The sequence below is a fragment of the Pseudomonas sp. P4_C3 genome (genome assembly GCF_056402075.1).
In genome coordinates this window covers 1-8,542 of the sequence record NZ_JBFUIC010000308.1, presented here as the reverse complement: position 1 = coordinate 8,542, position 8,542 = coordinate 1, and the positions used below count along the sequence as shown (strand labels likewise).

The 8,542-nt window shown below is 59.3% G+C and carries 9 protein-coding genes and 1 pseudogene; 4 read left to right on the top strand and 6 right to left on the bottom strand.

The genetic code is table 11. From position 1 onward, the window contains the following. Window positions 1-86: 86 nt before the first annotated feature. Entirely contained in the window at window positions 87-671 is a 585-nt protein-coding gene (locus AC1DVH_RS26375) for a YajG family lipoprotein (RefSeq protein ID WP_007973847.1), read from the bottom strand. Window positions 672-876: 205 nt separating this feature from the next. Between AC1DVH_RS26375 and AC1DVH_RS26370 the strand changes: the two genes are divergently transcribed. Both AC1DVH_RS26370 and mqo read left to right on the top strand, forming a co-directional pair. Next, window positions 877-1,116, top strand: a complete 240-nt coding sequence (locus AC1DVH_RS26370; RefSeq protein ID WP_477756266.1) for a hypothetical protein — start codon at window positions 877-879, stop codon at window positions 1,114-1,116. A 738-nt stretch (window positions 1,117-1,854) separates the two neighbouring features. Further along, window positions 1,855-3,363 carry a malate dehydrogenase (quinone) gene (gene mqo / locus AC1DVH_RS26365; RefSeq protein WP_477756265.1) on the top strand — a complete coding sequence of 503 codons (1,509 nt, stop codon included), beginning with the start codon at window positions 1,855-1,857 and terminating at the stop codon, window positions 3,361-3,363. Between the two features lie 67 nt (window positions 3,364-3,430). Here the strand turns inward: mqo and AC1DVH_RS26360 are convergent, their stop codons facing one another. The 4 genes and pseudogenes from AC1DVH_RS26360 to AC1DVH_RS26345 all read right to left on the bottom strand — a co-directional run bounded on the left by AC1DVH_RS26360 (window position 3,431) and on the right by AC1DVH_RS26345 (window position 5,217). Next, the gene (locus tag AC1DVH_RS26360; protein WP_218426680.1) at window positions 3,431-3,718 is read right to left on the bottom strand and encodes a PA4642 family protein; all 288 of its coding nucleotides are present in this window, start codon (window positions 3,716-3,718) and stop codon (window positions 3,431-3,433) included. 63 nt (window positions 3,719-3,781) lie between these two features. Next, window positions 3,782-4,053, bottom strand: a pseudogene (locus AC1DVH_RS26355) (hypothetical protein). A 129-nt stretch (window positions 4,054-4,182) separates the two neighbouring features. Beyond that, window positions 4,183-4,656 (bottom strand): WbuC family cupin fold metalloprotein, encoded by a 474-nt coding sequence (locus AC1DVH_RS26350; protein ID WP_477756264.1) that lies wholly within the window; start codon window positions 4,654-4,656, stop codon window positions 4,183-4,185. A gap of 3 nt (window positions 4,657-4,659) precedes the next feature. Next, window positions 4,660-5,217: a hypoxanthine-guanine phosphoribosyltransferase gene (locus AC1DVH_RS26345; RefSeq protein ID WP_008045996.1), complete on the bottom strand. Its 558-nt coding sequence runs from the start codon at window positions 5,215-5,217 to the stop codon at window positions 4,660-4,662. Between the two features lie 175 nt (window positions 5,218-5,392). On the opposite strand from AC1DVH_RS26345, the gene upp reads away from it, so the two are divergent. Beyond that, on the top strand, window positions 5,393-6,031 hold the full coding sequence (gene upp / locus AC1DVH_RS26340; protein WP_477756263.1) for a uracil phosphoribosyltransferase: 639 nt from the start codon (window positions 5,393-5,395) through the stop codon (window positions 6,029-6,031). Window positions 6,032-6,033: 2 nt separating this feature from the next. Then, window positions 6,034-7,308, top strand: a complete 1,275-nt coding sequence (locus tag AC1DVH_RS26335) for a uracil-xanthine permease family protein (protein WP_477756262.1) — start codon at window positions 6,034-6,036, stop codon at window positions 7,306-7,308. A gap of 123 nt (window positions 7,309-7,431) precedes the next feature. Here AC1DVH_RS26335 and hemH read toward each other — a convergent pair whose 3' ends face one another. Then, entirely contained in the window at window positions 7,432-8,454 is a 1,023-nt protein-coding gene (hemH, locus tag AC1DVH_RS26330; RefSeq protein WP_477756261.1) for a ferrochelatase, read from the bottom strand. Window positions 8,455-8,542 lie beyond the last annotated feature (88 nt).

Sequence of the window (8,542 nt, the reverse complement as noted above, 5' to 3'; positions counted from 1 at the left end):
GGTCGTTAACGATTACGCGGGGAATCTGATACCCCGCGGTGTCTTCAAGTCCATCGCGAGCAGGCTCGCTCCTACAGGGGCTCGCATTACTCGCCGAGAATCTGACCCACGGTCGGGTCCTTGAACAGGCGGGTCAACGCATCACTGAGCACATCGCTGACCAGCTTGGTGTTGGTTTCCTGGTTCGGCGCCATACCGAAGCGCTGGTCCAGGGACGAACCATAACGGCCGCTGTAGCGACGGTTGGCGTTCTGTACATCGGAGCGGAACGTCGCGCCGATGGTGGCTTCGGTCACGTACATGCCTTCCTTGGGCGACTGGTACTTCAACTCCGCCAGGGTCACGGTCAGTTGCGGTGCATTCATGGCGTTGTTCGTCGGGGTAAAGCCCAACAGACGCACGGCGGCTTCAGCCTGGGCCTGCAGCTTCGGCAGGATCTGCGCGCCCTGCACGGTGATCGCGCTGGTCTCCGGATACAGGCCGCCACGGGTACCCAGCGTCGGCGACGGACGACCGTCCACTACGCGCACCACGACAGGCTGGCCATGGCCGACCGGGGCCAACTGGGCGGTCAGCTTGGGTTCCGGGCTCAGTTGTTGCGGGCTGTGGGCGCAGCCAACCAGGGTCAAACTGGTCACAGTGATCAAACCGAACAACAGGCGTTGCAACATGCTCTTCTCTCCAGAATCAGGCACAAACAGGCCGGCAGTATAGCGGTGCGCCACTGCAGGGAACCAGCACCTCACAGTGTTTGATGAAATCTCTGACAACCCCCCAGGCAATGCGGTTCCTGTCACACAGATGTCACCACTCATACACTTGCATGTAATGGCCTACAGGCTATCTTGTCAGTAGTCGCCCACACGGTACTTCACCATGCGCCATCTGATCTCTCTGTTCGCGCCACGCCCACTGCATCGCTGCTTCGCCCTGCTCGACCGCAACGGCCACTGCCAGGCCTTCAAGCAGTGCAGCCTCCAGCCCATGGGCGATGGCTGGGTTGAAATCGAAGAGATCCGCCTGAACTGGCTGAATCAACCATTGCCTACCGGCGTCCGGGTCGTTTCGCAGCAGCAACAGCCACGCTCGCGAGCACAGCAACTGATGACGACCTGACCAAACACCTAATAAAAGTCATTAAACACGACCATTTCCCTGCGTTTCTTAGATACAATCTCCCCCCGATTATAAGGACGTCTCCTGATCGGGCCTCGCAGCATCGTCAATGCGCTTGTATTGACACCCCGCACCGCCCACAGAGAGCCGCCCACACAGATCGAGTGAAGCTGGCGCGCTTGCTGTTTTGTTGAGCAAAACCTCCACTTTTCGCGAATCTGCAGAGCTGTCATTACGCTCGGTCACTGAGTTGTCTGCCCGTTTTGCCTGCCTTGCATCCCATGGCGGCAATTTCATCCGGGCACGGTGCCAGGCTGGGACAGCCCTTTTTGAGGTTCACGTCTTCAAAAGAGCGTGAAAAAAACGGGTTTTCACAACTTCACAAGAGTGTGGCGAGCAAATGAATAGTTTTGCGTCTGAACATGCACCATTAGCGTCTACAACAGCCCAACGACACAGGACCGAGTATTCCTCGAACACCGGAGCCTGAAGCCTGTCCGCTACGGATTTGGTTGCACAAACGGATGTATCGACCATAAGTCGAATTGCCTCCCGCGCGCTGAAATGAGTTCATATGGCTCATAGGCACGGCAGGTAGCGTCCGTCGAAGTTGCGATAAATTGCGAAGATTCGGACATGGCGATCCTGCCATGGGTACCTGGGGCAACACTGACACGCCCCGTCACTCCTGGCAGCCATGCCGACAATTTGGTGCTGCAGATTTTGGAGACGCGTTAAATGGCGCATAACGAAGCAGTCGACGTAGTACTGGTTGGGGCCGGCATCATGAGTGCCACCCTTGCAGTACTGCTCAAAGAGCTCGACCCCGCGATCAAGCTGGAAGTCGTCGAGCTGATGGATTCCGGTGCCGCGGAGAGTTCCAACCCGTGGAACAACGCCGGTACCGGTCACGCCGGGCTGTGTGAGCTCAACTACACGCCGCAGGCAGCCGATGGCGCCGTCGACATAAAGAAAGCCGTGCACATCAACACCCAGTTCGAGGTGTCGAAGCAGTTCTGGTCGTACCTGACCAAAAAAGGCACGTTCGGCTCGTGCAAATCGTTTATCAGCCCGGTGCCACACCTGAGTTTCGTGCAGGGCGACAGCGGCGTGTCCTTCCTCAAGGAACGCTTCAAGGTGCTGAGCAAGCACCACGCCTTCGCCGACATGGAATACACCGAAGACAAGGCCAAAATGGCCGAGTGGATGCCTCTGATGATGCCTGGCCGCGATCCTGGCGAAACCCTCGCCGCGACCCGCGTGATCAATGGCACCGACGTCAACTTCGGCGCCCTGACCAATCAGTTGCTCAAGCACCTGACCAGCGCCCCCGATGCCCAGGTCAAGTACTGCAAGCGCGTGACCGGCCTCAAACGCAGCAACGGCGGCTGGACCGTCAGCATCAAGGACGTCAACAGCGGCAACAGCCGTGAAGTCGATGCCAAGTTCGTCTTCCTCGGTGCTGGCGGCGCGGCATTGCCATTGCTGCAGGCTTCGGGCATCGAAGAGAGCAAAGGCTTCGGCGGTTTCCCGATCAGTGGCCAATGGCTGCGCTGCGACAACCCGGAAGTGGTCAAGCACCACCAGGCCAAGGTCTACAGCCAGGCTGCCGTAGGCTCGCCACCGATGTCCGTGCCGCACCTGGACACCCGTGTGGTCGACGGCAAGAAATCCCTGCTGTTCGGACCGTACGCCGGTTTCACCACCAAGTTCCTCAAGCACGGTTCCTTCATGGACCTGCCGATGTCGGTTCGCGCCGGCAACATCGGTCCGATGCTGTCCGTGGCGAAAAACAACATGGACCTGACCAAGTACCTGGTCAGCGAAGTGATGCAATCGATGGAGCAGCGCCTGGAATCCCTGCGTCGCTTCTACCCGCAAGCGAAAGCCGAAGACTGGCGCCTGGAAGTGGCCGGCCAACGGGTGCAGATCATCAAGAAAGACCCGAAAAAAGGCGGCATCCTGCAATTCGGTACCGAACTGGTCGCGGCCAAGGACGGTTCCCTGGCGGCACTGCTCGGCGCTTCGCCTGGTGCCTCGGTGACCGTTTCGATCATGCTTGAGCTGATCGAAAAATGCTTCCCGAGCAAAGCCAAGGGCGAATGGGCCACCAAACTGGCCGAAATCTTCCCGGCTCGGGAAAAGGTTCTGGAAACCGACGCTGCGCTGTATCGCAAGATCAACTCGCAGAACAACGTTGCTCTGGAACTGATTGAAGCCAGCAGCGAGACCGAAAGCTACGCTTGATTCGGCTGCATAAAAAACGCCCCGCCCTCATTGAGAGCGGGGCGTTTTTTTGTGCCTTTAAAAGATCTTAACCGCGAGCCTTGTTGATCAGCTCGATGTACTCGGCGGCATTGCGCTGATCCTTGATCAGCGCAACGAAGTCATTGCCGTGCTCATCCTTGCCATTCACGTCGTAACCCGCTTCGACGAAGAACGTCAGGAAACGCTCGAAATCGTCGATGCGCAGGCCACGGTAGGCCTTGACCAGTTTGTGCAGGGACGGGGAAGTCGCGTCGACCGGCTCGAAATCGAGGAACAATTTGATCTGCTCATCGCCGATCTCGTCACCAATCACTTGTTTTTTATCTTTACGCATTGCCGACTCCAGCTCGCAGACATTACACGGGGCGGGCAGTTTACCCCCGCGCAGGCACAGGGCTCAACGCGGACGAGTGCTGCCGGTGTGCAGATCGGCCCAAACATGCCCATTGGCGTAGCTGAGAAACTGGCAATACACCGTGTCATTGGCTGGGCACCGACCACCACCGAATAATCGGTGACTTGCATCAGTTGCTGCTGTTCGGGGTCGGCATCGCGCAGAGCGAGATCGTCCGGCGGCAGGAATTGACTGTGCATGGGCGCGGGCGCGGCAGCCAAGGGCAAGCTGAGGGTCAGCAACAGGGCGGCGCAGCTGCGGATAAAAGGGCTCATGGCAGGCTCCGAAATGGGGCCGGGCACTCTACCATGGGTTTCAAAGCAAAAGATCGCAGCTTGCGGCAGCTCCTACAGGGTGTACATCAAACCCCTGTAGGAGCTGCCGCAAGCTGCGATCTTTTGATCCTAATCGAAATGCGCGCGCATCCAGGCCTGATACTCGGCAACACCGGGCTCGCCTTCGCGCGGCGCCCAATGTGCCAGCTCACCTTCACCGACCGGACGGTAAGGACCAGCCTTGCATTCGAACATCAGGCTGTCAGCCTCCAGCACCACCAAACCGTGAAACACACCGGTTGGCAGGTCCACACCAACACAGTCGCCACCGGCCTGCAGCACGGTCTTGCTCAGCACCGCACCGGTCTCATCGAAGATCAACACGCCCAGCCGGCCCTTGAGGACCAACAGGGTTTCGGCCTTGTTGTCGCCCAAATGCCGGTGAGGCGGGATATACGTGGACGGCTGCAACCCCACCGCCATGCGATGGCATGCGTCTTCCATCTGATGGAAGTTGTGATGCTGACGCCCACGAGGATTGGCCGCAGCTTTCCCGGCCAGCTCGGCGAACAAGGTCTGATCCAGAAAACGAGGCGTATCCATGTCTTACATTCCTTTAACGGCGAAAATCCCGTTGGCGTTACGCCAGTAGCCTTTGTAGTCCATGCCGTAACCGAAGATGTAGCGATCGATGCACGGCAGACCGACGAAATCGGCCTTGAGGTCCGGACGGGCCTTGCGGTCGTGGTCTTTGTCGATCAGCACAGCGGTGTGCACTTTACGTGCGCCAGCGTGTTTGCAGAAGTCGATGATCGCGCCCAGGGTGTGACCTTCGTCGAGGATGTCGTCGATGATCAGCACATCACGGTCGATGAAGGACACTTCCGGCTTGGCTTTCCAGAACAGGTCACCGCCGCTGGTTTCGTTGCGATAGCGGGTGGCGTGCAGGTAGGACGCTTCCAACGGGAAGTGCAAATAGGTCAGCAGCTTGCCGGAGAAAATCAGCCCGCCGTTCATCACGCAGAACACCACCGGATTGCTGTCCGCCAGTTGATCGTTGATTTGTGCACCGACGCGGGCGATGGCCGCCTCGACTTCAGCTTCGGTGTACAGGCAGTCAGCCTCTCGCATGATTTGACGGATATGCTCGAGATCAGCGGACATGGCGCTCTCCAGGGAGTTTGAGGGGAGGGACGGATTCGGAAAAGCGGGCAAAGGTACGCATCAAGCGAGGCCAGATCAAGCCTTTGTGGACTAACGTACTGTATGTCTATAGGACAACACCCTCGGATAGATTAACCTAGGCCGGTTTTTTTGCCCGCCGCCGGAGCCTTTCCCCATGCCCATTCATGAGATCCGCCACCCGCTGATCCGTCATAAACTTGGCCTTATGCGCCGCGCAGACATCAGCACGAAGAATTTCCGTGAGCTCGCTCAGGAAGTCGGCGCCCTGCTGACCTATGAAGCTACCAAAGACCTGCCGCTGGAAGCCTACGATATCGAAGGCTGGTGCGGTACCRTATCGGTCGAGAAAATCGCCGGCAAGAAAATCACCGTGGTGCCAATCCTGCGTGCCGGCATCGGCATGCTCGAAGGCGTACTCAGCCTGATCCCGGGCGCCAAAGTCAGCGCCGTCGGCGTGGCCCGTAACGAGGAAACCCTCGAAGCCCACACCTACCTGGAAAAACTGGTGCCGGAAATCGACGAACGCCTGGCCATGATCATCGACCCGATGCTCGCCACCGGCGGCTCGATGGTCGCCACCATCGACCTGCTGAAAAAAGCCGGCTGCAAGGACATCCGCGCCATGGTGCTGGTCGCCGCGCCAGAAGGCATCGCCGCCGTAGAGAAAGCTCACCCGGACGTGATCATCTACACCGCTTCCATTGATCAAAAACTGAACGAACACGGCTACATCATCCCAGGGCTTGGCGACGCCGGTGACAAGATCTTCGGCACCAAGCAGAAGGACGCGTGAGCATGCAGCAAGAGTTCAACGATCCGCTCTGGCGCACGGTGCTGTCCGGCGCACAGATGCTGTTCGTGGCCTTCGGCGCCCTGGTGTTGATGCCGCTGATCACCGGCCTTGACCCGAACGTGGCGCTGTTCACGGCCGGCCTGGGGACGATCCTGTTCCAGATCGTCACCGGGCGTCAGGTGCCGGTGTTCCTGGCATCGAGCTTTGCCTTCATCACCCCGATCATTCTCGCCAAGGGCCAATTCGGCCTCGCCGCGACCATGGGCGGTGTGATGGCGGCGGGTTTTGTCTACACCTTCCTCGGCCTCGCGGTGAAGATCAAAGGCACCGGTTTCATCGACCGCCTGCTGCCGCCGGTAGTGATCGGACCGGTGATCATCTCGATCGGCCTGGCCATGGCGCCGATTGCCGCCAACATGGCCATGGGCAAGGCCGGCGACGGCAGTGAATTGATTCATTACCAGACGGCGATGATGATCTCGATGCCCGCACTGCTGACCACGCTGATCGTCGCGGTTTTCGGCAAGGGCATCTTTCGCCTGGTGCCGATCATCTCTGGCGTGCTGGTCGGTTTCGGCATGGCGTTCTACTTCGGCGTGGTCGATACCGCGAAGATTGCAGCGGCACCATGGTTCGCCATCCCGAACTTCACCGCGCCGGAATTCAACTGGCAGGCGATCCTGTTCATCGTTCCGGTAGCCCTGGCTCCGGCCATCGAACACATCGGCGGCGTGATTGCCGTGGGTAGCGTGACCGGTCGCGATTACCTGAAGAAGCCTGGCCTGCACCGCACCCTGCTCGGCGACGGCATTGCCACCACGGCGGCCGGTCTGTTCGGCGGCCCGCCCAACACCACCTACGCCGAAGTGACCGGCGCAGTCATGCTGACCAAGAACTACAACCCGAAAATCATGACCTGGGCGGCGATCTTCGCCATCAGCCTGGCGTTTATCGGCAAGTTCGGTGCGCTGCTGCAAAGCATTCCGGTACCGGTGATGGGCGGGATTCTCTGCCTGTTGTTCGGTTCGATTGCGGCGGTGGGGATGAACACGCTGATCCGCCACAAGATCGATCTGGCCGAGGCGCGCAATCTGGTGATTGTTTCGGTGACCCTGGTGTTCGGGATCGGCGGCGTGCTGATCGGCACCGGCACCGGGCCGGACGATTTCGGCCTCAAAGGCATTGCGCTGTGTGCGGTGGTGGCGATTGGCTTGAACCTGATCCTGCCGGGCAATGACAGCTGGAAGCACAAGAAGGCGAATGAGCCGCTGATCTGACTGGGTGAATACCTGAGACCGTTTTTGTCAGTCCCATTGCATTCGCGGGCAAGCCCGCTCCCACAGGTTTCGCACTGACCTTGTGGGAGCGGGCTTGCTCCGGGCGGCGTTCCGACGAAGCTTTTAAAGCACCAACGGCGCACGCTCGCACAACGCACTCAACGCCCGAGCCCAACGCGGGTCATCGTTAAGGCACGGTACCAGCACCAACTCCTCTCCCCCTGCTGCACGGAATTGCTCCTTGCCGCGATCTCCGATTTCTTCCAGGGTCTCGATACAATCGGCAACGAACGCCGGGCACATCACCAGAATCTTTTTCACGCCGCTTTTGGCCAACTCATCGAGGCGCGCTTCGGTGTAGGGCTCGATCCATTTGGCGCGTCCCAGACGCGACTGGAACGACACCGACCACTTGCCCTCCGGCAACCCCATGCGCTTGGCAAACTCTGCCGCCGTACGCAGGCACTGGCCGCGATAACAGGTGGCGACCACCTCAGGTGGCGCCCCGGCGCAGCAATCGCCGCCCCCTTCGAAGCTGTGACCGGGGTTGAGCTTCTTCAGATGCCGCTCCGGCAATCCATGAAAACTCATCAATAAATGATCGTAGTCCTGCTGCAAATGCGACCGCGTCGTGGCGACCAGCGCATCGAGGTATTCCGGTTGATCGTAGAAAGGTTGAAGAACCGACAATTGCACGTTGAGGTTTTTCTCGCGTACCACGCGTTTGGCTTCCTCGATGACCGTGGTGGTGGTGCTGTCGGCGAACTGTGGATAAAGCGGCGCCAGCGTAATCCGCTTGTGCCCTGCGCCGACCATGCGCACCAGTGTCGATTCGATCGACGGCTCGCCATAGCGCATGGCCAGTTCGACCGGGCCGTGGTGCCACTGGGTGGTCATGGCTTGTTGCAAACGACGGCTGAGTACCACCAGCGGCGAGCCCTCGTCCCACCAGATCGAGGCATAAGCATGGGCCGACTGCTCGGGACGCTTAATCAGGATCAGCGACACCAGCAAGCGTCGAACCGGCCATGGCAGGTCGATCACGTACGGGTCCATCAGAAATTGGTTGAGGTAGCTGCGCACATCCGCCACCGAGGTGGAGGCAGGTGAGCCCAGGTTGACCAGAAGCAACGCGTGATCAGTCATGCAACGTCCTATTTCAAAGGCGACTGGACAGATCGTCCAGTGCCGCGCGCAAATCCATGAACATAAAAGTGAAACCAGCCTGTAACAA